A 24,903-nucleotide genomic window follows, 5' to 3' on the forward strand; every position below is an offset into this window, starting at 1 on the left:
CGGGCCGGGGTCGTGGAACGGCCCGGCCGGCGGACGTCAGCCCTGCCCGAGCCCCGAGAGCTCGGCGTCGATGGCGCCCCGCATCAGCTCGCGCGCGTGGCCGATCTTGATGCCGCCGCTCAGCCAGCGCATGCTCAGCCCCTCCAGCAGGGCGGTGAGCCGCTCCGCGGCCGCGGCGAGCGCGGAGGCCGGCACCATCGGCTGGACCTGGCCCAGCAGCGCGGCCACCTCCTGGACCCACACCAGGGTCGCCCGCGCCAGGTCCTCGCGCAGGACCTCGTCGAAGACGGCGCTCGCCCGCAGTTCGCCCCAGGCCGAGCTGTTCTCCCGGACTTCCACGGTGTCCTGGAGCTCCAGCAGGAGGGTCTCCTCCAGCTCTTCGCGCGGGGTCAGCGGCGGGTCGTCCGGATCGCGGTCGGTGGTGTAGCGCTCGGCGCGGTCGTTGATGAACTCCAGTGTCTGGCGCAGGACGCCCGTACGGTCCTTGAAGTGGTAGTAGATCAGGGCGGTGGAGACGCCGGCCTCGGCCGCGAGTTCCTCCACGCGCAGCCCGCGTACACCGCGCCGGGCGATCACCCGGGCGGCGGCTTCGAGGATCTGAGTACTACGAGACGACATGCTCCGCACCCTACCGGGATGATCGGGTGCGTACGTACGCAGCCCGTCACCAGGAGTGCCGGACGGCGCGCGGGCCGCCCCGGCGGGCGGGGCCGTCCGCGCCGGCCGGGGCGGCCCGGCCATCAGAGCGCCGGCGGCACGGCCGGGTGGGACTGGGTGGCGCAGTGGATTCCGCCGCCACCGGAGGCGATGCCGTCGATCGGCAGCTGCTCGACGCGGTAACCCGGGTAGGCGGCCTGGAGGATGGCGTAGGCGACGCCGTCGGCATGGCCGTCGCCGAACCGCGGCGCGATCACCGCGCCGTTCGCCGTGTAGTAGTTGGTGTAGCTGGACAGGAACTCGTCGCCCCGGCCGGTGATCTCGCGCCGGTCCGGGCCGGGCAGCTCGGTGATGACCAGGCGGCGGCCCCGGGCGTCGGTGGCACTCTGCAGGGCCCGCTTGGTCTCCTCGTAGACCGCCACCCACTTCTTGTCCGCGACGGGGCCGGGCTTGTCGAGGATGACGCGGCCGGGACCGGTGAAGCGGGCCAGACAGTCGATGTGGCAGTCGGTGATGTCCTCGCCGGCGAGGCCCGGCACCCAGATCACCTTGTCGATGCCGAGCGCCGTCTTCATGGCCTGCTCGACCTGGGCCTGGCTCATGCCCGGGTTCCGGTTGGCGTTGACCATCGAACTGACCGTGGCCAGCAGGGTTCCCTCGCCGTCGGTCTCCAGCGAGCCGCCCTCCCCGACGAAGCCCGCGCGGATCCGGTTCACCTCGTACTCGGCGAGGAGCGTGCGGGCCGCCGCCGCGTCGTTGGCGAAGGGCTGTGCGTACTTCGTACCGGCCTTGCCCCAGCCGTTGAAGTTGGTGTCCACACCGGCGACGGCACCCGGGGCGACGACGAAGGTGGGGCCGAAGTCGCGGATCCAGAGGTCGTCGTTGGGGATGTCGAGGACCTGGATGCCGTAGTAGGCGCCCAGTCCGCACTGGTAGCGGGCCTCGGCGGCCTGGCCGGGGCGGGCCAGCACCACGACCGGCTCGTAGCGCGATATCGCGTGAGCCACCTCGGCGATGTCCCTGCGCACCGCCCCGAGGCCGCTGCCCCACACCGAGGAGAGGGCCGGCCAGGCCATGTACGTACGGATGTGCCGGTCGGTCTCGGCGGGCATGCGGAGCGTGCCGGGGCCGTTCGGGGCGGCCGAGGCCGTCCGCGCCAGCGGGGGGAGGGCGGATCCGAGGGCTGCCAGCGGCAGGGCCGCCGCGCCGAACTGGAGCACTCGGCGGCGAGAGGTGCTGGGGTTCATATCCATGGTGACTCCCTGATGCGGAGGGGCGGGATGGACGGCATCCTCGCCTTAACTGAAAATTCAGTCAACCTTTCCTGCGTGTCGCCCCGGCGCTCGGGCCCTGTTCCGCTTCCCGGGATCAGCTCGTGCGGAAGTGGTCGACGGCGATCGTCACGGTTCCCGCGGAGGTCGCTTCGACGAGCCGTACGATCGCGACTTCCCGCTGGTCAGGGCTTCGTACACAGAAGGGCCGCTCGTGCGTGAGCGCCTTGAAGGGCAGGGTCGTCACGGGCCGGGTCTCGATGCCCCGCGCACAGTCGTCCGGGGTCAGCTCTCCGCTTCCGTCGGCGACGAAGGCGTCGGACTCCTCCGAGAGCAGGAAGGCGTCGGAGCCGCGGGCGAGGTACCAGGCGGCCGTCTCGACGGGAACCACCTTCCCTGCGCGCAGGTCGAACTCGTAACCGGAATCCGGGGCGGTGAGCTCGGCCTGCGAGTACCCCGGCACGTACGCGGATGCCGTCGACCGGGGCGGACCGGCGGTGGGCTCCGCAGCGGGGGTCTCCCCCTCCTCCGGGGGCAGGCCGAACCAGTAGGCACCGCCTCCGCACGCCAGCAGGGCCGCGGCGGCCAGGGCGACCACGGGCAGCCGGTTCCGGTCGCGCCGCCGGTCACGGCGCGCCGGGGACGCGGGCGCCGCCGGGGCCAGGGCCGGGATCGGAGCCGGGTCCGGAGCCTGGTCCGGAGCGGGCGCCGGCGCCGGATCGGAGCCCGGGACCGGGCCCGGGGCGTACGGCAGGGTCCCGCCCGGCCCGGGGGCGGGGTACGCGGCCGCCGTCATGGTCGCCCGGAGGTGCTCCGGCACGGGCGGCCCCGGCCGGCCGGACCCCGCGGCGCCGCCGGACCCAGCGGCGCCGCCGGACCCAGCGGACGGGCCGGACGCCGCCGGCTCCCCGGCCGGGTGGGCGTCCGTCCGGCCCCCGACCTCCTCCAGCACCGGGCGGGGCAGCCAGCCGTCGGTGAACTCCGGCCGCGGACCCACCAAGGGGTGCGCGTGGACGGCCGCGATCAGATCGGCGGTCGTGGGACGGTCCTGCGGAGACTTGGCCAGGCACCACGACAGCAGGTCGTGCAGCTCGCGGGGGATCCGGCCGAGGTCCGGGTGCTCGTGGACCACCCGGTACAGGGCGCCGGACTCCGGCCCGTTCCCGAAGGGCGGGACCCCGCCCGCCACGAACCCGGCGAGCGCCCCGAGCGCGAACACGTCGGTCGCCGGCGTCACCGGGTGGCCCAGCGCCTGCTCCGGCGCCATGAAGGCGGCGGTGCCGATCCGCAGGCCGACGCCGGTCAGGGCGGCGGCGTCGGCGGCTCGCGCGATGCCGAAGTCGATCACCCGCGGCCCGTCCCCCGCGACGAGCACGTTCGCCGGTTTGAGGTCCCGGTGGACGACGCCCACCCGGTGGATCTCCTGGAGGGCCTCGGCGATGCCGGCGACGAGCAGCAGCACCGTACGGACCGGCAGTGGTCCGTGCCGCTGCACGACCTGGTGCAGCGAGGGACCGGGCACGTAGGCCGTGGCCAGCCACGGGGTGTGGTCGTCCTCGCCCGAGTCGACGACCTGCGCCGTGAAGAGGCCGTGGATCCGGCGGGCACTCGCCACCTCCTGGGCGAAGCGCTCGCGGAACTCCGGGTCCGCGGCGAACTCCCGGCGGACGGCCTTCAGCGCGATGGGCCGGCCGCCCGGCGTGTACGCCAGGTAGACCACCCCCATGCCGCCGGAGCCGAGCCGGGCGTGGAGGCGGTAGCCACCGATCTCGTGGGGGTCGTCGGCGGACAGGGCCGTGAGGGCGGACTGAACGCCGGGAAGCTGAGCGAACATGCGGTGGCTCTTTCAACGATGCGGCAATGACCTGGGGCGCATCGTGCCGCTAACTAAAGTTTCAGTCAATGTGTGACAATGCGAGACGCACACCGCCAGAAGGGAGGATCACCCGGTGTCGGATCGAAGAAGGGCCATCCTGGAGGGCGCCGCGCGGGTCATCGCCAGACGCGGGGTCCGCGGACTGCGGGTGAGCGACCTGGCGGCCGAGGCCGGCGTGTCGACCGCCTTGATCTACTACCACTTCAAGGACCGGACCGGCATCCTGCGGCACGCCCTGGCGTTCATCGGCGACCGGGCCGACCGCTACACGGGCGCCGCCGACGAGGTGGGCGCCGCTCCCCCCACCGCGGACCCGCGCCGGCTCCTGGAGCGGATCCTGCTGCTCGAATTCCAGGACCTGCCCGAGGTGCGCGAGAACAGTACGGCCTGGGGGGAGCTGCGGGCCCATACGATCTTCGACCCGGAACTGCGAGACGAGCTCGCCGCGGCCGGCGCGGCCTGGGTGGAGGAGGTCGCCGGCCTGCTGGCCGCGGCATGTCCGGCCGCTCCGGGCGCCGCCGTCACCGCCGCCGCCGAGCGGCTGACCGCCCTCCTGGAGGGCCTGAGCAGCCGCTGGCTGAGCGGCCTGCTGCCCGTGGGGCACGCCCGTGACCTGATGCGCGGGGCGATCGGGGTCGAGATCAGCCGCCTCGGTTCCCTCGCCGCCAAAATTGACTGAAATTCCAGTCAGTGCGACAGTGGACGACATCCGGCCGCACCACTTTCCCGTGCGTACCGGATGTTCTCGGTGCAAAGCGTGCACCCTTTGGATAGGGCCCGGCCCGACGGCCTGTGCCACGCCTCCCGTGCCCGCCCTGGCCGGACGCCCCTCGCTCCGCCAGCACACGATCGGAGTCCCCCGTGTCGTTCACTCCCCCCACCCGCCGGTCCGTCCTCCGTACCTTCGCCGGGATCGGCGCCGCCGTCTTCGGTGCGGCGGCCTGCGGTCCCGCCGAGTCCGGCACCCGGCCCGGCGCCGCGGGCTCGGGCTCCCCTCAGCCCGCTGCGGACGGAAAGCGCCGGTTCGGCGCCGAGTGGGAGAGCCACACCCGCACCTTCATGTCCTGGCCGGCCCTCGCCTCGGTCTGGGAGCAGGACCTGCCCTACGTACGCGAGGACATCGCGCGGATCGCCCGGGCCGTCGGCGGCTACGAAGAAGTGATCATGATGGCCCGGCCCGACCAGGTGAGCGCGGCCCAGAAGGCCGTCGGCTCCCAGGTCGAGGTGATCCCGCTGGCGGTCGACGACCTGTGGGCCCGCGACACCGTCCCGGTGTTCGTCGAGGAGGGCGCCGAAGTCGTCGGCGTGGACTTCAACTTCAACGGCTGGGGCAACAAGCAGGAGCACACGAACGACGCCCAGGTCGGACGCCTGCTGCTGCAGAAGTACGGGATCCCGCGCGTCCAGGCCCCGCTCGTCGCCGAGGGCGGTTCCTTCGAGACCGACGGCGAGGGCACCCTGATGGTCACCGAGAGCTCGATCGTCAACGACAACCGCAACAAGGGGAAGTCCCGGGACACCATCGAGGCCGAGCTCAAGCAGACCCTGGGCGTCCAGAAGGTCATCTGGCTGGCCGGCGTACGCGGCGAGGACATCACCGACGCGCACGTGGACAGCCTCGTACGCTTCACCGCCCCCGGAGTGGTCCTGCTGGACCGGGCCCACCCCAGCACCCCGCCGGACTCCTGGTCCCGCTCCGCCGACCAGGCGAAGTCCGTCCTGTCGAAGGCGACGGACGCCCGCGGCCGCCGTTTCGAGGTCATCGACCTGCCGCAGCCCGACCTGAACCGGATCACGGGCGAGGGGGACGACTTCGTCTCCACCTACGCCAACTTCTACGTCGCCAACGACTCGGTGTTCATGCCCCAGTTCGGGGACCGCAAGGCGGACGACCGCGCCCGCGGCATCCTGCGGGAGCACTTCCCCAAGCGGGACGTCGTCATGGTGAAGATCGACACCATCGCCTCGGGCGGCGGCGGCATCCACTGCTCGACCCACGACCAGCCCGGCAAGCCCGCCGCCTGATCCGCCCCGCGCACGCCCCGCGCACCCCGCACCACCGGAGCCACCGTGTCGAACCCGCACCGCCCCGCACGACCCGCGCGCCGCGTCCCGCTGCTCCCGGGCCTGGTCCTGATCGCCATCGTCGCGGCGGTCACCGTGGGGGCGTGGCTCCAGTTCGGGGAACGGCAGGCTCTGGACACGGCGTACACGGCGGGGCGCGCCGACCGGGACCGCATCGACGTCAGTGCCACGATCCAGCGCGTCGACGCCGCGGGCCGCGAGATGACCCTGCGGGTCCTGGTCACCCCCCGGGGCGCCCTGGCGGAAGCCGACGGGGTCTCCCCCGCCGAGGACCTCACCGTCCAGACCTCGACGGCCACCCGGGGCGACCTGACCTTCAAGGCGCACCAGCGCATCGCCACGATGGACGTCCCCGTGGCCCTGACGGGCGGCTCGATCACCGACTACCCGTTCGACGCCTACGGGGCGGACGTCGAATTCGGCGCGGTGCTCGGCGGCGAGAAGGTCCCCGTCCGCGTCACGCTCTCCAACAACGACGTCCTCTTCTCGGCGACGGTCGACGCCTCGACGACGCAGGGCGTCGCGGTCCTCGGCATCGACCTGGCCCGGTCCAACAGCGTCTTCATCTTCGCGATCTTCATGATGCTCGCCATGTGGGCGCTCGCCGTCTCGGTCCTGATCGGCGGCTGGTACCTGGTCACCCGCCGCAAGGGCCTGACCTGGCCCGCCCTCGGCTGGATGGCCGCGACCCTCTTCGCGCTGGCCGCCTTCCGCAACACGGCCCCGGGCTCCCCGCCGATCGGCTGCCTGCTCGACTACATCGCCTTCCTCTGGGCGGAGACGGTCATCGCGTTCTGCCTGATCACGGTGGTCATCACGGGCATCCGCGCCGAACCCCCGGCCACGGCACCCACGGACACGCCCTAAGGCCGTGTCGGCGAAGTCCCGGCTGCCCCGCGGCGCCTGGCACCGCACCTCATCCCCCAGACTCCGTCCGGGGGGACCCCCAGGTTGTCGGGCGCGCCCGAGTACGTCCAGTACACGGGCGGCCCTCCGCCTTGCGAGGCTTCCCCTAGGCCCTGCGGGCCTGGGGAGACCCCATGGCACCAGACGCCGCGGGGCCCGCCCTCCGGGCGGCCGGCGCCACCTTGCGGACACGGCCTGGGGGTCACCCCCGTCGGCTCGCTCTCCGGCGCTCAGCCTCCGGAGCGCGCCGCGGGGCGGCCGGCCCGGCGGGCCTCCAGCGCGCGCTTCGCTTGCGGCCATTCCGGCCGGGTGATGCTGTACACCGCCGTGTCGCGGATCCAGCCGTCCCGCATCACCATGTGGTGGCGCAGCACGCCCTCGTGCGTCGCGCCCAGCCCGGCGATCGCCGCCCGTGACTTCGTGTTCCGTACGTCCGTCAGCAGCTCGACCCGGTTCATCCCCAGGGCCTCGAAGGCATGCGTCAGCATCAGCAGCTTCGCCTCGGTGTTCACACCGGTCCGCTGACGGGACTCCGCGAGGAAGGTCCAGCCGATCTCCAGCCGCCGCTGCGCGGTGTTGATCATCATCAGCCGGGTGGAGCCGAGGACCTGCCCCGTCGCAGCGTCCACCGTCGCGTACGGGAGCTGCGTGCCCTCGGCACGCGCCGCCATCGCCTCTTCGATGAAACCGCGGACGTCGTCCGGGTGCGGTACGAGCGTCACGGCGAGCTCCCACAGGCTGCCGTCGCGAACCGCCGCGCACAGCCCGTCGTGGTGCCGCAGCTCCAGCGGCTCCAGCCGGACCCGCTCCCCCACGAGTACCGCCGGCTCCACCGCTGCCGGCGCCGTAGCCTTCGCCTTCGCCTGCTCCATGTCTGGTCCGCCCGTCCCCCGCGTACATCACGACAGGGCGACCCTACGCGGCGCCGATCACCGGCCCCACCGGAATTCGCCCTGCGGGACGGCGCGGTCGGCCGGCCCCGGCTCCGCGCGCACTCAGACCAGTTCGGGCTGCTGCTCGCGCCGCGGCTGCGGCACCCGCACCGCCTCCGCCGCCGCGGTCTCCCGTTCCCACATCCTGGTGATCCGTACGTAGCCGTAGATCACCGAGCCCATCGCGAGGAGGAGCAGCGGCCCGAAGACCCACGGGTACGTCGCCAGCTGCATCGACAGATAGCGGTACGAGGCCAGGTACGCGACGAACACCGTCGCGCCATAGGCGGTCAGCAGGACCCCGGGCCGGTCCCAGCCGCGGGCGAGCGAGCGCAGCCCCGTCTCGATCGTGACCGTGAACACCACACCGGCGATGATGTCCGCACCGTAGTGGTAGCCGAAGCCCAGCGTGGCGCCGAGCGTGGCGATCAGCCAGAAGGTGCCCGCGTAGCGCAGCGCCCGAGGAGCCCTACGGGAATGGATGAAGATCGCGGTGGCCCACGCCGTGTGCAGGCTGGGCATGCAGTTGCGCGGGGTGAACTCGTCGAAGGGCATCGGGCCGGGGCCACCGACCGGCGGCGGCGTGTTCGGCCACAGGTCGGCCACCGCCCAGTGCGCGCCGTCGGCGCCGTAGGCGAAGATCGGGCCGACCACCGGGAAGATCATGTAGATGCCCGGTCCGAGCAGACCGATGACCAGGAAGGTGCGCACCAGGTGGTGGCTCGGGAAGCGGCGCAGGGCCGCCACGTGGCGCAGTTGGTACAGCGCGACGGCGACCGCGGCCACCGCGAGCTGGATGTAGACGAATTCGAGAACGCGGAACCCGACCGTGCCGGTGGCCTCGACGATCCGGCCCGCCACCCACGACGGGTTGCCCAGCGCGTGATCGGCGGTCGCCACGTACTGGTCGAGCACCATCGGGCGGGACTTCGAGGTGATCAGCAGCCAGGTGTAGCCGGTCTTGCGGCCGGCCACCAGCAGCAGCGCCAGTCCCACGCCCTTCAGCAGCAGGAGACGCTCACGGCCGGTGCGGCGCGTGACGGCGATGACGGCCCAGGCCAAGGTCACCAGCAACGCGCCGTTGCCGAACATCATCTCGGCGCCGACCAGCCGGCGCACGAGCCAGAAGACGAGGTCGATGCCGATCGCGGCGGCGAGCCCGATGAAGCGCTGCCGCCAGGTGAGCACCACCATCATCAGCGCCATGCTGGCGTAGAGCACCGTCCCCGACTGGGGGGCGAAGATCACCTCTCGCGTCTGGACGGTGATCGGACCCGGCACGCCGTACCGGCGCGCGGCCAGCTCCAGTGCGACGAGGAATCCGAGGCCGATCACACCCACCGCGGCCCACAGCACGGCCCGCGGTCGGGGCCGCGCGGCGGACCTGGCGCCGTCGCCTATTCGAGAAAGAACCCGCGATATCGAAGATGTCAATTTCCGGCCGCTTATCGTGGTCCAACATGAACATTGTCAGACCGGACATGTTAACGGAGTGAGTAGGTTTGATTGATCGAGGGTGCGTGACCTGACCGGAACTGTGATCGGAAACAGCCCCTGACGGGACGGCACCGGAGGTCAGTCGGCGATCGCGATCTTGCCGTTGACCGGGACGGCTTCGGCGGGCGTCGCCGACCTGGTCGCCGTGAGGCCCTTGAGCAGCTGGACGAGGTCGACGCCCGTGGTGGAGCCGAGCAGCTCCATGCCCTGGGCGACGTTCTCCGCGACGGTGCGGGACAGCTTGTTCGCGCCGTCGGTGGATATGACGGTCATCCTGTCGATGGCGCTGAGCGGTTCGGCCGCCTTGGCGACCACCTGCGGGAGCACCTCGACCAGCATCTGCACCATCGCCGCATCGCCGTAGCTCTCGAAGGCGTCGGCCTTCTTCTGCATCGCCTCGGCCTCCGCCGCGCCCTTGACGGCGATCGCCGCCGCTTCCGCCTCGCCCTCCAGGCGCACCGCGTCGGCGGCGGCCGCGCGGCGGGAGAGCTCCGCCTCACCGCGCCTGGCTCCCTCGATGGCCTCGGCCTCGGCGAGGGCGGAGCGGCGCTGCTTCTCGCCCTCACCCGTCAGGCGGGCCCGCTCGGCCTCCGCCTGCGCGGCGGCGATGGCGGCGAGGCGCTCGGCCTCGGCCTGCTTGACCCGGGCCACCCGCAGTGCCTCGGCCTCCTGCTCCGCCTGGTAGCGGCGGGCATCGGCGGGCTTGCGGACCTCGGTGTCGAGCTGCCGGTCGGTCAGCGCGGCCTGCCGCTCGGCCACCTTTTCCTGCTCGGCCAGGATCTGCTGCTGCCGGTCGGCGTCGGCCAGCGGTCCGGCGGCGTTCGCCTGGGCGGCGGCGGCGTCGGTCTCGGCCTTGATCTCGGCCTGGCGCAGGTAGAGGGTGCGCTCCGCGACCGCGATCTCCTCCTCGGCCTTCAGCCGGGCCTGTTCGGCGGCCCGGCGGGCGTTGGCCTCGGCGATGTCGGCCTCCTGCTTGGCGCGGGCGGCCTCGGGGCGGCCGAGATCCTCCAGGTAGGAGCCTTCGGTGGTGATGTCCTGGATCTGGAAGGCGTCCAGGACGAGGCCCTGGCCGGAGAGGCTGGCCTCGGCCTCCTCCGCGACCTGCCCGGCGAAGGCGGCCCGGTCGCGGATGATGTCCTCGACCGACATCCGGCCGACGATGGCCCGCAGCGCGCCGGACAGCACCTCCTGGGTGAAGCCGACGATGCCTTCCTGCTGCTGGAGGAAACGCTGGGCGGCGGCCCGGATGGCGTCCTCGTTGCCACCGACCTTGACGATCGCCACGCCTTCGAGGTTCGCCTTGATGCCGCGCAGGGTGACCGCTCCGCGGACGGCTATGGGGATGTGCCGGCTGGACAGGTCGAGGGTGTAGCGCTGCTGGACGAAGGGCACGACGAACACTCCGCCGCCGACCACGACCTTCTGGCCGCTGGTGTCGGTGAAGACCTGTCCGGTGGCCGGATCGGTGGACTTCTTGCCGCGCCGGCCGGTGATGAGGAACGCCTCGCTGGGACCGGCGACCTTGTAGCGGGTGACGACGACCAGTGCGAGCAGCACGAGGAGTACGACCACTCCCACGACCGGAACGACGACTGAACTCATGGTGGATCCCCCCTGCCCGCTCTCGCGGGGGCAGATCGGTGGTGGATGAGGAGGTGGAACGCCGGGGCCGGCGCACGGGGCCGGCGCACGGAGCCGGCGTCCGGGGTCGGTGCCCGGGTCGGTGCCCGGGTCAGCGTTCGACGGCGCGCACACCGACCGACGTGGACGAGGGCGTCGCCGTCACCCACACCTCGGCGCCGAGGGCCACCGGGCCGTCGGCGGTCGCGGCGTACTTGACCGGCTGGCCGCCCAGCCTCAGCAGGACCTCGCCGTACCCGTCCGCGGGGATGGCGGTGACCACCGTCCCGGCCGACCCGAGGAGCTCGCCATGGCGCGGGGCGGCCCCGCCGGTGTCCCGGGCGAGGGCCCGGCTCAGCCGGTACGTCGACCAGCCGGCCCCGGCACCGGCCGCGGCCCCGACGGCGGCTGCCGCTCCCGGCCCGAGACCCGTGGTCCCGAGCACGATCGCCCCCGTGAAACCGAGCATCGAAACGAAGCCCGCGACCACCGGGAGCGACAGCCACCCGTCGAACAATCCGTCCAGGGCGCCGTCGAAGACACCTTCGAGGACCCCGTCGAACACCAGCGAGCCGGCCAGCAGGACGATTCCCCCGATGCCGAGACCCAGAAACAAGTCCATGAGCACCTCCCCCGCTCGGCCGGTATTTCCGCCGGACAACGGCATCGTGCCAGCGCGCGAAGGTCCCGTACATTGCCTGCCTTCGGCAATCTTTACGACTTCTTGACGCAGGAGTACGGCAGGGTGCGCCGGCTCACGCCGTGGCGCCGGGCCAGCCGAGCAGCCGCGATCCGATCACCGCGGTCTGGAGTGTGTAGCGGTCCGCCGGGTCCGCCGGGTCCGCACCGGTGAGGGTGTGGATGCGCCCCAGCCGGTACGTCAGGGCGCGCACGCTCAGCGACAGACGGCGGGCGGTCTCCGTCGCCACGCAGCCGCTGTCGAAATAGGCGATGAGGGTGTCCAGCAGGGGCTGAGGGCCGCCGCGCGCCTGGTGGAGCGGGCCCAGGACACTCTCCACGAGGTCGGCCATGGCCTGCCGGTCGCGGCTGAGGACCGGGTAGACGAGGAGGTCGGAGGCGTACAGCAGCGGCCCTTCCAGCCCCATCCGCTGAGCGATGTCCAGGGCGTTGAGGGCCTCTTCGTACGAGTGGACGACCCCGCCCGGGCCCGGGTGGGAGCGGCCGACGGCGACCCGGCCACCATCCGTCACCGCGTGCGCCTGCTTGGCGAAGTAGGCCAGGACATCGGGCTGATCGCCGGGCGCCACGCAGATGAGGCTGCCGTCCTTGGTGGCCAGCAGGATCTGCCGCGTTCCGAATCGGCCGAGGACCGCCTCCTCGATACGGCGCGCCACCGGGTAGCCGTCGCCGTAGGGCTCGGGGCCGGCCGCCACGGCCACCGCGTGGGCCTGCGAGAGGCGCAGCCCGAACCGTTCGGCCCGCTCCGCCAGCAGGCCCAGCCCACTGCGCCCGTGCAGCAGGTCGTCGATGAACTCGCGCCGGGCCGCCTCCTCCTGACGGACCGCCTGGCGCTGGGACCGTTCGTACCCCTCGACGAAGGCGTCCACCGCCTGCTCGACAGCGGCCAGCAGCGGCGCCGGAGACCGCATCAGGACGCCCTGGGCCGCGGCCAGATGGTCCCGTACGAGCCCGCGCAACGGCAGACCCGCCTCCGCCGCCCGCTGCCCCTCGGCACGGCGGGACTCGACCTCGGCACGGGTGAGGCGACGCCCCGTGGCACACGCGTCCCGCAGTATGCCGACATACCCGCCGAGACGGTCCTCCGGCGTTTCCCGGTCCCCCACGTTCCTCCCCCGCTCCCGACGCGCACCCTCACCCGTCCTCGACCGGGAACCAGGGTGGCACGTGCACCGGGGCGCGCCGGCACCAGGACCCGCGGCTGTCCGTGCGGCCTCCGGTCCGGGCTCAGCCGGCACCGCCGGTGGTGGCTCGTGCGAGCAGCCCGTCGACCGACGTGCGCAGTCCCCCGGGGTAGACGTACGGCACTGCCCGAGGTGGTCGGTCTGGCACTCACGGTGCAGGCGGTGTCCACCGTCGTGCCGGCCTTGGGCGCCTGCCTGGCGCTCGACGGGAGCATCGGTACGGCCGAGGTCCTGGCGATGCTCGTCCTGGCCGCCCGCTGCGCGGATCCGCTGCTGTCGCTGTCGGACATCGGCGGCCGGCTCCGCGGCGCACGGTACGAACTGGCGCGTCTCGACGCGGTGCTGGGCACCGAGCCGCTGCCGGAACCGGCCGAACCGATCCAGCCGGTGCGCCATGGCCTGGAGTTCGAGTCCGTCGCCTTCCGGCACGGCGACGGCACGGTGATCGACAACGTGTCGTTGTCCGTGCCCGAGGGGCAGCGGATCGCTGTCGTGGGACCGTCGGGCGCGGGCAAGAGCACCTTGCTGCAACTGCTCGCCCGCTTCTACGACGTGGACGCCGGTGCGGTACGAGTGGGAGGTGTGGACGTGCGCGCGATCGACACGGAGGTGCTGATGACGCAATGGCCGGTCGGACGGTGGTGATGGTCGCGCACCGGATGCGGACCGTCCGACGCGCCGATCGCATCGTGTTCCTGGACCGCGGCCGGATCGTGGAAGAAGGCCGCCACGACGCATTGCTGCGTCGTGGCGGCCGCTACGCCGAATTCTGGAACGTTTCCCTCGCCCCGGCGCCGAGCGAATGAATCGTCGCTTTCATTCGTTCTTGATCTGCAGGGTGATGTTCCGGTTGCGGATCAACACTCGTTCCACTCTGCGGTCGATGGGGAACTCTTCTTTGACCGGCGTCGTCGTGACGACCGGAGGAACAATCCCGCCCGGTGCGTGTTCGACCAGGTTCAGATGGAGTTCTTCGGGAACGGGAACACTCGGCGGGGACGCGAGTTCCAAAGTCAGTTCGAAGCCCTCGGTGTTACATGCACACGTGCCCTCCACCGTGACCCGGCGTTCACCCTTGCTGTTCTGATACGCCGTTGCGGTGAAGTCTCCACCCTGAGCTTCACAGGCGAAGCCCTTTTCAGGCTTGGACATTCCGACTCCCTCGAGGTCTCATTGCGTGACAGTTCACACAGCGAATTCAGTATCGGCGCGTTTACCGGCTGCCACAATCGGGGCGGAGGCGTTCATTCATTTGGCTGCGCATACCGAGTGAAAGTCTTCGGACTGCGGTAAGGGGAAATCTCGGGGAGCTGTCCGGGCCCGGAAAGGACAAAGGGCCTTGCCCACCGAAGTGGAGCAAGGCCCTCCCTGTCCCTGGTCCTCACGCGCCACGGAGACGGTGCCAGAGCACCGGGCGATCCGGTTCGTGTGGGGTGGGTGGCGGTCGTCGGTCAGCGGCTGGTGCCGCCGAGACCGGACGGGCCCTGCCAGGCCCCGTTGCTCACCCAGTCGTTGGAAAGGCTGCCGTTCGTGTCGACGAACGCGACGTGCGTGCCGGCCGCGTCGGTCGCCAGACCGGAACCGGCCCGCGCCTTACCACCGATCCCCGACGGCCCCTGCCAGGCACCGTTACTCACCCAGTCATTCGAGACGCTGCCGTTGCCATCGATGAAGAAGATGTGATCACCGGCCGCATTGAACGCCAACGGCGAATCCCCACGCGGCTGACCACCCAGACCCGACGGACCCTGCCAAGCACCGTTACTCACCCAGTCATTGACAAGATTGCCGTTCGTGTCCACGAACGCGACATGCGTGCCCGCCGCATCGGTCGCCAGACCGGAACCGGCCCGCGCCTTACCACCGATCCCCGACGGCCCCTGCCAGGCACCGTTACTCACCCAGTCATTCGAGACATTGCCGTTGCCGTCGATGAAGAAGATGTGATCACCGGCCGCATTGAACGCCAACGGCGAATCCCCACGCGGCTGACCACCCAGACCCGACGGACCCTGCCAAGCACCGTTACTCACCCAGTCATTGACAAGATTGCCGTTCGTGTCCACGAACGCCACCAGCGTGCCCGCCGCGTTCGTCGCGATCGGCGAACCCGGCCGGGCCTTACCACCGATCGCAGACGGACCCTGCCAAGCACCATTACTCACCCAGTCATTCATCACATTGCCATCGGCATCGATGAAGAACGCATGATCCGCATTGGCATTCAGAACCACCGGCGAATCCGCCCGAGCCTTACCACCAATCCCCGACGGACCCTGCCAAGCACCATTACTCACCCAGTCATTCGCAACACTCCCATTACCGTCCACGAACGCCACATGCGTCGCACCAGCATCCATCGACACCGGCGACCTCGTAGCACCGGACGAACCGGCGACGGCGTTCTTGTAGCGCAGGGCCTCGTAGGTGGTGAGCGCGTGGCCGTCGAGCGTGCTCGCGTAGACGCTGCCCTGCCGCTGGTCGGCCACCGTGCCCCAGCGGTGTTCGGCGTCGTAGTAGAACGTCCCGGCGGACTTGTCGATCCAGGAGTCGAAGAGAACGACGTGTTCCTTGGTGAAGTCCAGTGCGTCGCCCGGCTGCAGGCCGGTGTAGCCGATGACGTTCGTGGCGGTGACGATCGACACGTCCGGGAGGGTCTGGGTGACCAGGCTGTCCTTCAGGCCCCACGCCATGGAGATGAAGCCGGAGCAGTCCGCGCGGTACGGGCCGCCGACCGTGTTGTCCTTCCAAGCTTCCAACTGGCTGTAAGGAACAGCGTTGTTGATCCAGTCGTGCGCCCGGGCGATGATCTGCTCCTGGGTGATCGCGGAACCAAGGGCCGGACCGAGGCTTCCGGACGAGGTGGCGGGTCCGAGGGGAACGGTTCCGGCGAACGCGTCGCCGGTCGGTATCAGCGCAGCCATCGCGCCGAGCAACGATGCGGCCGCGAAGGCGGCGACGCCCCGCTTCTTGGGTGTTGAAGACATTGCTTTCCTTCGATGGTCGACGTGTTGAGCGGATCAGCGGGTGCCGGCCGGGACGGCCAGCAAGTTCGTGAGCAGCGACAGCACGTTCGGGTCCTGCTTCGCGTCGTACGGAGCGGCCGCCGGAGATCCCTCGGCCAGTTCGTCGAAGTGCAGGACCAGTACCCGCGTGTCGTGCGCGGCGAGGTAGAGGTGGTTGGTCTGTGCGCCGTGGGCCGAGATTCCCTGGACCCCGGTCCAGATGCGTTCGAACGCCGCCGCGTCCGTTGCGGTGGCGGTCTGCCGTGAGACAGCGTCGGCCTTGAGGCGGTTCGCGCTCTGCAAAGCTCTGGACGTGGCCTGGCAAGAGCTCATGCCGGAGCGGACCCCCTCGTACGCGGCACCGGCTGCGGCCTCGGTACCGAAGGTGTAGATCTCCAGCACTGCGGAGTTGCCACCGCTGCTCAGGTACGGCTGCTGCTGCCAGGTCGCGGCGCCGTGCACGTTCGCGCACTCGTTCAGTGCGATGTCGTGCCCGGCGATCTGGCGCACCGGTCCGGGGGCTTGTGCGGTCCACGACTGGGCGGTGACGGCGGCGAGATCGGACGGGACCTTGGCGCTGGTCGCAGGGTCGAGCGCGGGCGCCGTCACGGAGTTGCCCGATGTGCCGGCGGGCTTCCCCGCAGCGCGCTTCGTCGGCGGCCCGGCAGCGCTGGGCGTCGCGGCAGCGCCCGGCGTCGAGCCCGACGCGCTCGCCGTTGGCGTCGGAGGTGCCGGCGGCGTCGCAGGCGTGGGCGACATGCCGACGGCCGGCGCCGTCACCGCGGCGGCTGCTTTGACCTGGTCCGTGGCCGGCGTGTGCGTACCACTGCCCCACATCGCCAGACCCAGCGCACCGGCGCTGAGGACGGCGCCGGCCGTCACCGCTGCCGTCCGGCGGGAACCTCGTACGGAGAACTTGATGGCTGGCATGGAGAACTGACTCCTAGAAGCGAGAAGCGTGGGTGAGGGTCCTGGTGGGCCCATGCGCGAGCGGCGCGGGGGCGGCGCCAGGGGGGGTGTCTTGTCGCCTGATCGGCAAGAGACCCCCCAGGAGTACGCCGGCCCGGCATGCGGGCAGCGGAAGGCGCAGGGGAGCCGCGGCCGCCGGATGTGCCGGCGGCGGGGTTCGGCGATGCGGGTGCGGCGACCGGTCAGGCCTTCGCGCGTCGCGGGTCGTCGGCCTGGGAACCCGGCGCCCCGGCGGGCGGCAGGTAGCGCCGCTGCAGCGTGGGTGACCTCTCGTGGCCACGGGCGAGCAGTGCGGCAGTCCGGTGCAGCGGGCCGTGGGCTGCGGGCGAGTTGAGAGCGGGCGAGTCGGGAGCGGGCGACAGGAAGTACAGGAGGAGATCGACCCGGTCGCTCTCGGCGGAGCCGGATATGTGCTCCAGGCCATCCTCCGGCGTGGTGTGCGCCCAAAGGATGCCGAGGACCTCGGCTACCTCACCCGCCGATGTGGGCGGCGCCTCGGGGCGGCGTCGCAGGCTGGTGTAGACGCAGTCCATCCCGTGTCTATCCCCATTGCGCGTTGTTGCCGGGGGAGGTGGTGACGCCGGTCGCCGTCGTGGCGGTGGCGGTGGCGGTGGCCGGGGTGGTCCCGTGGGCTCCGCCGACCGCAAAGGGCAGCAGGGCAATGATTCCGGCGGCGAGGGCGGCGACCGCGGTGGCCGGACGGAGACGGGTGCGGGGCATGGCGTTCGGTCCTTCGCTGGAGATGTGACGGTGGATCGGTTCCGGTTTCGCGTCCCGCGGTTGACGCTCGTTCCGGTGCCTTTTCCTGGCCGGCGGGGCGTTCCCTGGCGGCGATGAACAGCTTCGCCGGTGGACCGGTGCCCCGGGAAGCACCTGTGGCTGTCGTCAACTCGCCTGGCGCCATCCCGACGTCATGTCATGGGCACGTCAAATCAAGAGCACCGCGAAGCTGAAAGATCTTGAAGGGTTGGTGTGCGAAGTGCGACGATGCGGTGCGCGTGCGGACCGCGGACGGTCCGGGCGCGGACCCGGGGGGGACACGATGCTGGAAACGCTGGGCCTGAGTGTGCTCGGAAGCAGGGTCTACCAGGCCATGCTCGACCACACCGACCACGGTGTCGCTCGGCTGGCCGAGCTGTGCGGGGCCTCCCCCGCCCAGGTTCACGACTGCCTGGACGAACTCGCCCGCCTCATGCTGGTGCGGGCCTCTGCCGACCACCTCGGCCGTGTGCGTGCCGTCTCCCCCGATGTCGGCCTGGCGGACATGCTCGCCCGCCAGGAGGCGGACCTGGCCGCCCGTCAGGCCCAGCTCGCAGCCTCCCGGGCGGCCGTCACGCGCCTGGTCGCCGAACGCGCCGGCTCCCATGCCACGCACGGAGAGCGCCTCCTGGGGATGGACGCCATCCAGCGTCGTATCGAGCAACTGGCCCACGGCATGTCGCAGGAGTGCCTGGGCGTCCACCCCGGCTCCAGCCACCGCCCCGAGGACCTCGCGGCGGCACGGGCCGCCGACGAGGAACCGCTGGCGCGCGGGGTCGTCATGAAGACCCTCTACCAGGACACCACCCGCAACGACCCGCACACCACCACCCACGCCCACTGGCTCCTCAGCCGCGGCAGCGAGGTGCGCACCGCCCCCGTCCTCCCCCAGCGCCTCGTCATCTTCGACCGGGCCCACGCACTGGTCCCCATCGACCCCGCCGACACCCGCAAGGGCGCCCTGCACGTCACCGAACCCGGCCTCGTCACCGCGCTCCTCGACCTCTTCGACCAGGCCTGGGCCACCGCCGTCCCGCTCGGCGCCCTGAGGTCCGACGATCCCGCGACCGGCCTGACCGACACCGAACGCCAACTCCTGCGCCTACTGGCCGGCGGCCTCACCGACGACGCCGCCGGACAACGCCTCGGCATCTCGTCACGCACCGTCAGCCGCCACATGGCCTCGATCATGGAACGGCTCGGCGCCACCAGCCGCTTCGAAGCGGGCCTCAAAGCTGCCCAGCGGGGCTGGCTGTAGCGCGAACGCCCCGCGGCCGCCGGCCCGGACAACAGAGAAGGCCGTTCCCACCATCCGGTGGAAACGGCCTCTGACCTGCGACTTTACAGTCGGGACGACAGGATTTGAACCTGCGACCCCTTGACCCCCAGTCAAGTGCGCTACCAAGCTGCGCCACGTCCCGTTGTGCCTGTGATCTGGGGTTTCCCCCTGCCCGGCGGCACATGCAGAACATTACCCCACGCCGAGGGGTGTGCATGCACGGGTAATCGGTGAAGGGGAGGATGGGGTGGTGAACACACGGGATCGGGACGTCGACGGGCGGGCGCGCAGTGCGCGGCCGAGGGATGGGCTGGGGCGGCCGCTCGCCTACGGGGTGTCCGGGGTGGAGCGCCAGCCCGAGGGCGTGGTGCGCTCCCCCGGGGAGACCGTGCGGGAGGCGCAGCGGCTGCTGGACGCCGGGATGCCGTTCCACGCGCACGAGGTGTTCGAGGATGCCTGGAAGTCCGGGGCCGCGGCCGCGGCCCCGCTCTGGCGGGGGCTCGCGCAGCTCGCCGTCGGGTTGACGCACGCCGCGCGCGGCAACGCGGTGGGCGGGGCGCGGCTGCTGCGGCGCGGAGCCGCCGGGATCGAGGGGCTGGACGGGGGCCCGTACGGGGTCGACGTGCCGGGCCTGGTCCGGTGGGCCGGGGAGCTGGCCGGCCGGGTGGCGGACGGGGGCCCGGCCGTCGATGCGGCACGGGAGGCGCCGAGGCTGGGACCCGGCTAAGGCCGTGTCCGCAAAGTAGCGCCGGCCGCCCGGAGGGCGGGCCCCGCGGCGTCTGGTGCCATGGGGTCTCCCCAGGCCCGCAGGGCCTAGGGGAAGCCTCGCAAGGCGGAGGGGCGCCCGAGTACTGGACGTACTTGGGCGCGCCCGACAGCGCGGCGAGGTGCGGTGCCAGGCGTCGCGGGGCAGGCGGGACTTTGCGGACAGGGGCCTAGCGGGTGGCGGGCTGGAGGAGGTCCCAGCGGTTGCCGTACAGGTCTTCGAAGACGGCGACGGAGCCGTACGGCTCGTGGCGCGGCTCCTCCAGGAAGCGGACGCCCTCGGCGGTCATCCGGGCGTGGTCGCGGGTGAAGTCGTCGGTGTACAGGAAGTGGCCGACGCGGCCGCCGGTCTGGTCGCCGACGCGGGAGCGCTGGGCCTCGTCCTTGGCCCGGGCCAGGAGGAGCGCGGATTCGGTGGCGCCGGGCGGGCGGACCACGACCCAGCGGGAGCCGTCCGGGCGGGCGGTGTCCTCGGCGAGGTCGAAGCCGAGGGCGCGGGTGTAGAAGTCGATGGCCTCGTCGTAGTCGTGGACGAGGAGGGCCGTGAGGGCGATGTGCGAGGGCATGCCCTCATTGTGTGCCTACGAGGACCACTTCCAGGGTGCGGGGGCCGTGGACGCCCTCCACCCGGTCGAGTTCGATGTCGCTGGTGGCGGAGGGGCCGGAGATCCAGGTCAGGGGGCGGGTCGGGTCGAGGAGCGGCAGGGCCTGCGGAACGGAGTCCACCACCTGGTCCGGGACGCGGACCACGCAGATGTGGTGGTCCGGGACCAGGGTGATGCGCCGCCGGCCCTGGTCGGGGCCGCCGTCGAGGACGATCGTGCCGGTCTCGGCGACGGCCAGCGCGCAGCCTGTGACCACGCTGTCGACCCGGTCCAGTTCGTACGGGGTGGAGGCCGCCCGGTCGGGTACCCGGGTGGGGCCCCCGGCCGGGAGCCAGTGCGGGGGCAGGCCGGGCGGGACGAGCACCGACCGGGCGCCCCGCGCGTCGAGGAGCCGCGCGAGCAGCGCGGGCAGCGCCTCCTCGTCCGTGCGGTGGACCACGGCCCGGTACTCGGCGAGGTGGGCGGCGAGCAGGTCCACCCGCTCGGCCGGGGTCCGGGCCCCGTGGACGGGGAGGTAGTCGCGGGGGATCGGCTCCGCGGGCGCGTCGTCGCGCAGAGCCCGGCGGATCCGGCCCAGGATGCGGTCCTTGCTGCTCACTGCGGGTTGCTCCGTTCCCTGGCCCACCAGTCGCGGAAGGACTGCGCCGCCACGGTGGGCAGTTCGCGGCTGTCGGTCCAGGCCCGCCCGGCTCCGGGGAGCCGGCGGGGGGCCAGCCGCCGGGCCCTGGCCAGCAGGCGCTCCCCCGCGCGCAGGGCCCCCGGGTGGTCCAGGAGCAGCCGGGCGGCGCGCATGGCGGCCCGTTCGGCGGTGTGGCCGTCGGCGGGGCGGAGGGTGACGCGGACGCCGTCGCGGGTCACCGGGCCGCCCTGGGCGACGCGTTCGCGGAGGTGGACGAGGACCTCGGGGATGTCGATGGCGACCGGGCAGACCTCGTAGCAGGCTCCGCACAGGGTGGACGCGTAGGGCAGCGAGGCGTCGATCGCGCTGCCGGTGCCGCGGAGTTGGGGGCTGAGGATCGCGCCGATGGGGCCGGGGTAGACGGAGCCGTAGGCGTGGCCGCCGGCGCGCTCGTAGACCGGGCAGACGTTGAGGCAGGCGGAGCAGCGGATGCAGCGCAGGGCCTGGCGGCCGGTCTCGTCGGCGAGGGTGTCGGTGCGGCCGTTGTCGAGGAGGACGAGGTGGAAGGCGGCGGGCCCGTCGCCTTCCGTGAGGCCTGTCCACATCGTCGTGTACGGGTTCATCCGCTCGGCGGTCGAGGAGCGCGGCAGCGTCTGGAGGAAGATCTCCAGGTCGCGGAAGGTCGGGACGACCTTCTCGATGCCGACGACGGAGATCAGGGTCTCGGGCAGGGTCAGGCACATCCGGCCGTTCCCCTCGGACTCCAGGACGACCATCGTGCCGGTCTCGGCGACCATGAAGTTGGCCCCGGACACGGCGACCTTGGCGCGCAGGAACTTCTCGCGCAGGTGCAGGCGGGCCGCCTCGGCGAGTTCCCGCGGGTCGTCGCCGAGGGGTTCGGGCGCCGGCCGGCCCCAGCCCCCCATCTCGGCGCGGAAGACGTCGCGGATCTCGGCCCGGTTGCGGTGGATGGCCGGGACCAGGATGTGGGAGGGGCGGTCGTGGCCGAGCTGCACGATGAGTTCGGCGAGGTCGGTCTCGTACGCGGCGATCCCGGCGGCCTCCAGGGCCTCGTTGAGCCCGATCTCCTGGGTGGCCATGGACTTGACCTTGACGACCTCGCGCTCGCCGGTCGCGCGGACCAGTTCCGTGACGATCCGGTTGGCCTCGTCCGCGTCGGCGGCCCAGTGGACGGTGCCGCCGGCGGCCGTGACGGCCTCCTCCAACTGCAGCAGGTAGCGGTCGAGATGGCGGAGGGTGTGGTCCTTGACGGCCTTGCCCGCGGCGCGCAGCCGGTCCCAGTCGGCGAGTTCGGCGACGGCCCGCGCACGTTTGTCGCGGATGGTGTGCGTGGCGTGCCGGAGGTTGGCGCGCAGCACCCCGTCCCGTACGGCCTCGCGGGCGGCGGCGGGGAAGGCGGGAAAGGCCGGCATGCCCAGGTGGGTACGGGTCACGACGGCGGTTCCTCCTCGGTCGCGGCCAGGATCTCGGCGAGGTGCAGGGTCCGCAGCGGGATGTCCGCACGGCGCAGCAGGCCGTCCAGGTGGGCGAGGCAGGAGTTGTCGGCGCCGCACAGCACCTGGGCTCCGGTGCCGGCCGCTGCCGTGATCTTGTCGGTGCCCATGGCGGTCGAGACGTCCGGGTTCTTGACGGCGAAGGTGCCGCCGAAGCCGCAGCACTCCTCGGCGCCCGGCAGCTCGACCAGGTTCAGGCCCTTGACGGCGGCCAGCAGCCGCCGCGGCCGGTCCCCTAGGCCCAGGCTGCGCAGGCCGTGGCAGGAGGGGTGGTAGGTGACGGTGTGCGGGTAGTACGCGCCGACGTCGGTCACCCCGAGCACGTCGACCAGGAACTCGGTCAGCTCGTACACGCGCGGCGCGAGCGCGGCGGCCGCCTCGGCGAGCTCGCTGCCGCGCCCCTCGGCCTCCGCCTTGCGGCCGATGCGCGGATAGTGCTCGCGGAGCATCGCGGCGCAGGACCCGGAGGGAGTGACCACGTACGGGTGTCCCGCGAAGGCCCGCGCGGTACGCCGCATCAGCGGTTCGGTCTCGTACCGGTAGCCGGTGTTGTACTGCGGCTGCCCGCAGCAGCTCTGGGCCGCCGGGAAGTCCACGCCGACCCCGAGCCGCTCCAGGAGGCGTACGACGGCGATGCCGGTCCGCGGGTAGAGCGCGTCGTTGACGCAGGTGACGAACAGGGCGGCTCGCATGATGGGCACAATAGCCCGGTGAAGAAGTTCTCAGTGATCGGCATAGGCGCGGGCGACCCGGACCATCTGACCCTCCAGGCGGTCAGGGCGATCGGCGCGGCGGACGCATTCCTCATCCTGGAGAAGGGCGAGGAGAAGGCGGATCTGACCGGGCTGCGGCGCGCGATGCTCGACGCGCACGCCCGGCCGGGCCACCGGCTGGTGGAGGGCCGCGACCCGGACCGGGACCGGACGCCCGCCGACTACACCCCGACGGTGGACGGCTGGCGCAGCGCGCGGGCCGGGCTCTTCGAGCGTTTCATCGCGGAGGATCTGGCGGACGGCGAGACCGGGGCTTTCCTGGTCTGGGGCGATCCTTCCCTCTACGACTCCACGCTCGCGATCCTCGACGAGGTGCTGGAGCGCGGCCGGGTGACCTTCGAGCACGAGGTCGTGCCCGGCATCAGCAGCATCTCGGCGCTGCTGGCACGGCACCGGACCAATCTGAACCGGGTCGGTCGCCCGGTCCAGATCACCACCGGCCGCAGGCTGGCCGAGGGCTGGCCGGACGACGTGGACGACGTGGTGGTGATGCTGGACGCGCGGCACGCCTTCACCGCCCACCTGGACCAGGACCTCTTCATCTACTGGGGGGCCTACGTGGGCACCCCGGACGAGATCCTGGTCTCGGGCAAGCTCGCGGAGGTCGCCGGGCGGATCGAGGAGCTGCGCACCGAGGCCCGCGCCCGCAAGGGGTGGATCATGGACACGTACCTGCTCAGGCGCGGCTGAGGTAGGGCGGGAGGACGGCGGCGAGGCGTTCGTACTCCTCGGGCCGGTTGTAGATCTGGCCGCAGACGCGGATGCCGCCGCCGCCCGGCCAGGGCCAGATCAGCACCCGGATGCCCTGCTCGGCCGCGATCCGCTCGCGCAGCGCGCGGGCCCGGTCCGGGGTGTCGGCGACCCCGGCCGGCAGGCGCAGGGTGCGCATGGCGAGGGCCTCGCCGTGCGGGAGCGGGGTGAGCCCGGGGAGCTCGGCGAGCAGGGCCGCTCCGTGGGCGGCCAGTGCGCTGTTGTGGGCCCGGACCTTGGCCGCGTCGAGGCGTTCGAGGAGGTCCAGCCCCTCGGGGGCGGCGAGCCAGCCGGTGTAGTCGGCGGTGGCGCGGTTCTCGACGGAACGCGGGAATCCGTGCTGGTCCTCCCAGGACGGTACGAGGGCCCTGATCCGGCTGCGGTGCTGCGGGGCGACGGCCAGGACCGCGCTGCCGGAGGGCGCGTAGCCCCATTTGTGCAGGTTGCCGAACCAGAAGTCGGCGCCGCCCGCGAGGGGGTCGGGGAGCATGCCCAGGGCGTGGGCGCCGTCGACGACGGTGGTGACCCCGCGGTCGCGCAGGTCCGCGAGGAGCTGCGGGGAGGCGATGATGCGGGCGGTGGGCGAGCTGACGTGGTCGAGTACGGCCACCTTCGTACGGGGTGTCAGCGCGGCCAGCACGCTCTCGCGTACGGCGTCCTCGTCGGGCAGGTGGGGGTCCAGGGCCACGGTGGTGACCGGGGCGCGGCGGGCGGCGGCCGCGACGACGGTGCCGTAGCCGTGGTCGGTGACCAGGATCTCGTCGCCTTCGGCGAGCGGGACGGCGTCCAGGGCGAGGTTGGCGCCCTCGGTGGCGTTGGCGATGAAGGCGATCCCGCCGGGGTCGGCGCCGAGGTGGGCGGCGATCCGGGTGCGGGCCTCGGCGAGGCGGTCCGGGACGGCGATGAAGAAGGCGTCGGGGTCGGCGTGGACCTCGGCGCGGAGCGCGGCCTGGGCCTCCTGGACGGGGACGGGCACCGCGCCGAAGGAGCCGTGGTTCAGGTGGGCGACGCGGGGGTCGAGGCGGAACAGGGCGGGTCCGCCGGGGAACTCGTGGGCGGGTCCGGCGGGGAACTCGTGGGCGGGTCCGGCGGGACGTATCGGCTCGGTCACTGCTCCTCCGGGGATGCGGCGCGGCTG

At 72.2% G+C, this 24,903-nt stretch carries 26 protein-coding genes and 1 tRNA gene; 8 read left to right on the forward strand and 19 right to left on the reverse strand.

The features are described 5' to 3' along the window. Window positions 1–36 precede the first annotated feature (36 nt). The 3 genes from KO717_RS05570 to KO717_RS05580 all read right to left on the reverse strand — a co-directional run bounded on the left by KO717_RS05570 (window position 37) and on the right by KO717_RS05580 (window position 3,762). Complete coding sequence (locus KO717_RS05570) at window positions 37–618, reverse strand: TetR/AcrR family transcriptional regulator (protein ID WP_202198696.1); 582 nt, start codon at window positions 616–618, stop codon at window positions 37–39. A gap of 122 nt (window positions 619–740) precedes the next feature. Further along, on the reverse strand, window positions 741–1,910 hold the full coding sequence (locus KO717_RS05575; protein ID WP_301364745.1) for an agmatine deiminase family protein: 1,170 nt from the start codon (window positions 1,908–1,910) through the stop codon (window positions 741–743). 115 nt (window positions 1,911–2,025) lie between these two features. Further along, the gene (locus tag KO717_RS05580; protein ID WP_301364746.1) at window positions 2,026–3,762 is read right to left on the reverse strand and encodes a serine/threonine-protein kinase; all 1,737 of its coding nucleotides are present in this window, start codon (window positions 3,760–3,762) and stop codon (window positions 2,026–2,028) included. A 115-nt stretch (window positions 3,763–3,877) separates the two neighbouring features. On the opposite strand from KO717_RS05580, the gene KO717_RS05585 reads away from it, so the two are divergent. The 3 genes from KO717_RS05585 (at window position 3,878) to KO717_RS05595 (ending at window position 6,756) form a co-directional block, all read left to right on the forward strand. Further along, complete coding sequence (locus KO717_RS05585) at window positions 3,878–4,483, forward strand: TetR/AcrR family transcriptional regulator (RefSeq protein ID WP_301364747.1); 606 nt, start codon at window positions 3,878–3,880, stop codon at window positions 4,481–4,483. A gap of 182 nt (window positions 4,484–4,665) precedes the next feature. Further along, window positions 4,666–5,829 carry an agmatine deiminase family protein gene (locus KO717_RS05590; protein ID WP_301364748.1) on the forward strand — a complete coding sequence of 388 codons (1,164 nt, stop codon included), beginning with the start codon at window positions 4,666–4,668 and terminating at the stop codon, window positions 5,827–5,829. A gap of 45 nt (window positions 5,830–5,874) precedes the next feature. Further along, entirely contained in the window at window positions 5,875–6,756 is an 882-nt protein-coding gene (locus KO717_RS05595) for a DUF4436 family protein (protein ID WP_301364749.1), read from the forward strand. A 269-nt stretch (window positions 6,757–7,025) separates the two neighbouring features. On the opposite strand, the gene KO717_RS05600 is transcribed toward KO717_RS05595, so the two are convergent. From KO717_RS05600 to KO717_RS05620, 5 genes are all read right to left on the reverse strand, one after another. After that, window positions 7,026–7,667 (reverse strand): GNAT family N-acetyltransferase, encoded by a 642-nt coding sequence (locus KO717_RS05600; RefSeq protein ID WP_301364750.1) that lies wholly within the window; start codon window positions 7,665–7,667, stop codon window positions 7,026–7,028. 123 nt (window positions 7,668–7,790) lie between these two features. Then, on the reverse strand, window positions 7,791–9,161 hold the full coding sequence (locus KO717_RS05605; RefSeq protein ID WP_301364751.1) for a DUF5933 domain-containing protein: 1,371 nt from the start codon (window positions 9,159–9,161) through the stop codon (window positions 7,791–7,793). 141 nt (window positions 9,162–9,302) lie between these two features. Further along, a complete protein-coding gene (locus KO717_RS05610; RefSeq protein ID WP_301364752.1) occupies window positions 9,303–10,826 on the reverse strand; it encodes an SPFH domain-containing protein in 1,524 nt (507 codons plus the stop codon). A 130-nt stretch (window positions 10,827–10,956) separates the two neighbouring features. Beyond that, window positions 10,957–11,466 carry a hypothetical protein gene (locus tag KO717_RS05615; protein ID WP_301364753.1) on the reverse strand — a complete coding sequence of 170 codons (510 nt, stop codon included), beginning with the start codon at window positions 11,464–11,466 and terminating at the stop codon, window positions 10,957–10,959. Window positions 11,467–11,599: 133 nt separating this feature from the next. Further along, window positions 11,600–12,649, reverse strand: a complete 1,050-nt coding sequence (locus tag KO717_RS05620; RefSeq protein ID WP_301364754.1) for a PucR family transcriptional regulator — start codon at window positions 12,647–12,649, stop codon at window positions 11,600–11,602. Window positions 12,650–12,889: 240 nt separating this feature from the next. Here KO717_RS05620 and KO717_RS05625 point away from each other — a divergent pair, with 240 nt between their 5' ends. Both KO717_RS05625 and KO717_RS37305 read left to right on the forward strand, forming a co-directional pair. After that, a complete protein-coding gene (locus KO717_RS05625; RefSeq protein WP_367401506.1) occupies window positions 12,890–13,372 on the forward strand; it encodes an ATP-binding cassette domain-containing protein in 483 nt (160 codons plus the stop codon). Further along, complete coding sequence (locus KO717_RS37305; protein WP_367401507.1) at window positions 13,351–13,533, forward strand: hypothetical protein; 183 nt, start codon at window positions 13,351–13,353, stop codon at window positions 13,531–13,533. Before KO717_RS05625 ends, KO717_RS37305 begins: the two co-directional genes overlap by 22 nt. A 10-nt stretch (window positions 13,534–13,543) precedes the next feature. Here KO717_RS37305 and KO717_RS05630 read toward each other — a convergent pair whose 3' ends face one another. The 5 genes from KO717_RS05630 to KO717_RS05650 form a co-directional block, all read right to left on the reverse strand. Next, on the reverse strand, window positions 13,544–13,879 hold the full coding sequence (locus tag KO717_RS05630) for a hypothetical protein (protein WP_301364755.1): 336 nt from the start codon (window positions 13,877–13,879) through the stop codon (window positions 13,544–13,546). Window positions 13,880–14,178: 299 nt separating this feature from the next. After that, complete coding sequence (locus KO717_RS05635; protein ID WP_301364756.1) at window positions 14,179–15,714, reverse strand: hypothetical protein; 1,536 nt, start codon at window positions 15,712–15,714, stop codon at window positions 14,179–14,181. A gap of 33 nt (window positions 15,715–15,747) precedes the next feature. Continuing rightward, entirely contained in the window at window positions 15,748–16,662 is a 915-nt protein-coding gene (locus tag KO717_RS05640; protein WP_301364757.1) for a hypothetical protein, read from the reverse strand. A 221-nt stretch (window positions 16,663–16,883) separates the two neighbouring features. Next, window positions 16,884–17,234, reverse strand: a complete 351-nt coding sequence (locus KO717_RS05645) for a hypothetical protein (RefSeq protein ID WP_301364758.1) — start codon at window positions 17,232–17,234, stop codon at window positions 16,884–16,886. A gap of 7 nt (window positions 17,235–17,241) precedes the next feature. Beyond that, on the reverse strand, window positions 17,242–17,421 hold the full coding sequence (locus KO717_RS05650) for a hypothetical protein (RefSeq protein WP_301364759.1): 180 nt from the start codon (window positions 17,419–17,421) through the stop codon (window positions 17,242–17,244). A gap of 322 nt (window positions 17,422–17,743) precedes the next feature. Between KO717_RS05650 and KO717_RS05655 the strand changes: the two genes are divergently transcribed. Beyond that, window positions 17,744–18,718: a LuxR family transcriptional regulator gene (locus tag KO717_RS05655; RefSeq protein ID WP_301364760.1), complete on the forward strand. Its 975-nt coding sequence runs from the start codon at window positions 17,744–17,746 to the stop codon at window positions 18,716–18,718. 89 nt (window positions 18,719–18,807) lie between these two features. On the opposite strand, the gene KO717_RS05660 is transcribed toward KO717_RS05655, so the two are convergent. Next, window positions 18,808–18,881, reverse strand: a tRNA-Pro gene (locus KO717_RS05660). 108 nt (window positions 18,882–18,989) lie between these two features. Between KO717_RS05660 and KO717_RS05665 the strand changes: the two genes are divergently transcribed. Next, the gene (locus tag KO717_RS05665; RefSeq protein ID WP_301364761.1) at window positions 18,990–19,466 is read left to right on the forward strand and encodes a DUF309 domain-containing protein; all 477 of its coding nucleotides are present in this window, start codon (window positions 18,990–18,992) and stop codon (window positions 19,464–19,466) included. Window positions 19,467–19,674: 208 nt separating this feature from the next. On the opposite strand, the gene KO717_RS05670 is transcribed toward KO717_RS05665, so the two are convergent. The 4 genes from KO717_RS05670 to KO717_RS05685 are packed head-to-tail and all read right to left on the reverse strand — an operon-like array spanning window position 19,675 to window position 22,934. Continuing rightward, window positions 19,675–20,070 (reverse strand): VOC family protein, encoded by a 396-nt coding sequence (locus KO717_RS05670; protein ID WP_301364762.1) that lies wholly within the window; start codon window positions 20,068–20,070, stop codon window positions 19,675–19,677. Window positions 20,071–20,074: 4 nt separating this feature from the next. Next, window positions 20,075–20,707, reverse strand: a complete 633-nt coding sequence (locus tag KO717_RS05675; protein ID WP_301364763.1) for a LutC/YkgG family protein — start codon at window positions 20,705–20,707, stop codon at window positions 20,075–20,077. After that, entirely contained in the window at window positions 20,704–22,161 is a 1,458-nt protein-coding gene (locus tag KO717_RS05680) for a lactate utilization protein B (protein WP_437184627.1), read from the reverse strand. The genes KO717_RS05675 and KO717_RS05680 overlap by 4 nt, the downstream gene beginning before the upstream one ends. A gap of 17 nt (window positions 22,162–22,178) precedes the next feature. Beyond that, window positions 22,179–22,934, reverse strand: a complete 756-nt coding sequence (locus KO717_RS05685) for a (Fe-S)-binding protein (protein WP_301364765.1) — start codon at window positions 22,932–22,934, stop codon at window positions 22,179–22,181. 18 nt (window positions 22,935–22,952) lie between these two features. Between KO717_RS05685 and cobF the strand changes: the two genes are divergently transcribed. Beyond that, a complete protein-coding gene (cobF, locus tag KO717_RS05690; RefSeq protein WP_301364766.1) occupies window positions 22,953–23,705 on the forward strand; it encodes a precorrin-6A synthase (deacetylating) in 753 nt (250 codons plus the stop codon). Here the strand turns inward: cobF and KO717_RS05695 are convergent. Next, complete coding sequence (locus KO717_RS05695; RefSeq protein ID WP_301364767.1) at window positions 23,692–24,876, reverse strand: aminotransferase class V-fold PLP-dependent enzyme; 1,185 nt, start codon at window positions 24,874–24,876, stop codon at window positions 23,692–23,694. The genes cobF and KO717_RS05695 overlap by 14 nt on opposite strands. Between the last annotated feature and the right edge of the window lie 27 nt (window positions 24,877–24,903).

The organism is Streptomyces xanthophaeus (assembly GCF_030440515.1).
Classification (GTDB): Bacteria; Actinomycetota; Actinomycetes; order Streptomycetales; family Streptomycetaceae; genus Streptomyces; species Streptomyces kutzneri.

Bases quoted from the DNA above. Each gene is read 5' to 3' on its own strand.
- KO717_RS05570 (WP_202198696.1), bottom strand. From the start codon at position 618: ATGTCGTCTCGTAGTACTCAGATCCTCGAAGCCGCCGCCCGGGTGATC.
- KO717_RS05575 (WP_301364745.1), bottom strand. From the start codon at position 1,910: ATGGATATGAACCCCAGCACCTCTCGCCGCCGAGTGCTCCAGTTCGGC.
- KO717_RS05580 (WP_301364746.1), bottom strand. From the start codon at position 3,762: ATGTTCGCTCAGCTTCCCGGCGTTCAGTCCGCCCTCACGGCCCTGTCC.
- KO717_RS05600 (WP_301364750.1), bottom strand. From the start codon at position 7,667: ATGGAGCAGGCGAAGGCGAAGGCTACGGCGCCGGCAGCGGTGGAGCCG.
- KO717_RS05610 (WP_301364752.1), bottom strand. From the start codon at position 10,826: ATGAGTTCAGTCGTCGTTCCGGTCGTGGGAGTGGTCGTACTCCTCGTG.
- KO717_RS05615 (WP_301364753.1), bottom strand. From the start codon at position 11,466: ATGGACTTGTTTCTGGGTCTCGGCATCGGGGGAATCGTCCTGCTGGCC.
- KO717_RS37305 (WP_367401507.1), top strand. From the start codon at position 13,351: ATGGCCGGTCGGACGGTGGTGATGGTCGCGCACCGGATGCGGACCGTC.
- KO717_RS05630 (WP_301364755.1), bottom strand. From the start codon at position 13,879: ATGTCCAAGCCTGAAAAGGGCTTCGCCTGTGAAGCTCAGGGTGGAGAC.
- KO717_RS05635 (WP_301364756.1), bottom strand. From the start codon at position 15,714: ATGTCTTCAACACCCAAGAAGCGGGGCGTCGCCGCCTTCGCGGCCGCA.
- KO717_RS05640 (WP_301364757.1), bottom strand. From the start codon at position 16,662: ATGCCAGCCATCAAGTTCTCCGTACGAGGTTCCCGCCGGACGGCAGCG.
- KO717_RS05645 (WP_301364758.1), bottom strand. From the start codon at position 17,234: ATGGACTGCGTCTACACCAGCCTGCGACGCCGCCCCGAGGCGCCGCCC.
- KO717_RS05650 (WP_301364759.1), bottom strand. From the start codon at position 17,421: ATGCCCCGCACCCGTCTCCGTCCGGCCACCGCGGTCGCCGCCCTCGCC.
- KO717_RS05655 (WP_301364760.1), top strand. From the start codon at position 17,744: ATGCTGGAAACGCTGGGCCTGAGTGTGCTCGGAAGCAGGGTCTACCAG.
- KO717_RS05670 (WP_301364762.1), bottom strand. From the start codon at position 20,070: ATGCCCTCGCACATCGCCCTCACGGCCCTCCTCGTCCACGACTACGAC.
- KO717_RS05680 (WP_437184627.1), bottom strand. From the start codon at position 22,161: ATGCCGGCCTTTCCCGCCTTCCCCGCCGCCGCCCGCGAGGCCGTACGG.
- KO717_RS05685 (WP_301364765.1), bottom strand. From the start codon at position 22,934: ATGCGAGCCGCCCTGTTCGTCACCTGCGTCAACGACGCGCTCTACCCG.